Genomic DNA, 1,225 nt, shown 5'->3' on the forward strand with positions numbered 1-1,225 from the left:
GCTCATCGCTATCAATCCCATCTGCTCGTCTCCGCGTTATCAAACGCGGGGAGCGTGACACTCCAACTTTGCAGAAACAGGACACTTCAACTTTGCGGTGTGAGTTCATGCTGAAGTGCGACCTGCGGGCTTCGAGAAGCTAACCGGTACGCCGGATTTGGGCGAGGAGTTTCTGGCGGAAGACCTCGGCGGGTGTTTTGTAGCCGAGGCATTTGCGTGGTGTGGCGTTCAGGTGATGGCAGATCTTGGTGAGATCGCCATCGCTGAGAGACAATGGATCCACCTCTCTCGAAAGCCATTTCCTGGCCCGTCTGTTGGTATTTTCGACGGTGCCTTTCTGCCACGGGGATTGTGGATCGCAGAACCATGTCTGCGCTCCGATGCTCGCCTGCAGGTAGGGCCAGTCGGTGAACTCGGTGCCACGGTCGAAGGTGATGGAGCGGCGGGCGAGATGGGGTAGGGACTGGAGAACCTGGATCAGGCCGTCCATCACCGGCCGTGATTGCCGGTCATTGTTGCGCAGGAAGACGGCGAAGCGACTGACCCGTTCGACCAGCGACGTGACGTTGGCCTTTCCGAACTTCTTGCGAAACTGGATGAGATCGCATTCCCAATGCCCGAACTGTTTGCGCTCGGCGACGGCGTCTGGCCGGTAGAGAATGTTGACATCCGGGGTAAAACGCCTGCCATGGCGGCGCCTGGCGTGCCGTGGGCGGCGTCTGGCACGATGCTCCGGCAGATGTCGCCACAGCTTGATAGCTTGTCCGTCTGGGGAATAGGCAAACTTGTAGATCGTCTCGTGGCTGACAGAGATCGGATGGCGCTCAAGCTGTAATCGGCCAGCGATCTGTTGCGGCGACCAGCCATGCATGATGCGCTCGATCACCGATTGGCGCAGGTGCGAGAACCGGGCAAGCTTGCGCAGCTTGGCACGCCGTTCTCGCGCCATGTCATTGGCCATCACGCAGTAGTAGCCGTTGAGGTCCGGCATCTCACCATCTTCGAACGTATTGCGGCGCAGCTCACGGAAAATGGTCGAGCGATGTCGGTGCAGTTTCTCGGCGATGACGTCAACGCTGATTCCAGCCATACGCCAGCGCGCGATCTTGCGGCGTTCATCCAGATCAATCTGGGAGTAGGTGCGATTCATGTCTCGTTCCTTGCAGAGATAAACCGTTGTTATCTATTGCAAGTCGCACTTCATCCTTGAACCCACCCGGCTACA

1 protein-coding gene is annotated in these 1,225 nt (G+C 58.3%); it reads right to left on the reverse strand.

Features of this window, described 5'->3' with window-relative positions; translation table 11 throughout:
• Positions 1 to 139: 139 nt before the first annotated feature.
• Entirely contained in the window at positions 140 to 1,150 is a 1,011-nt protein-coding gene (locus ASD32_RS19710) for an IS30 family transposase (protein WP_060639768.1), read from the reverse strand.
• Positions 1,151 to 1,225: the final 75 nt, after the last annotated feature.

The sequence above is a fragment of the Rhizobium sp. Root483D2 genome, assembly GCF_001426685.1.
In the GTDB taxonomy this organism is placed as follows: domain Bacteria; phylum Pseudomonadota; class Alphaproteobacteria; order Rhizobiales; family Rhizobiaceae; genus Pararhizobium; species Pararhizobium qamdonense.

Bases quoted from the DNA above. Each gene is read 5' to 3' on its own strand.
- ASD32_RS19710 (WP_060639768.1), bottom strand. From the start codon at position 1,150: ATGAATCGCACCTACTCCCAGATTGATCTGGATGAACGCCGCAAGATC.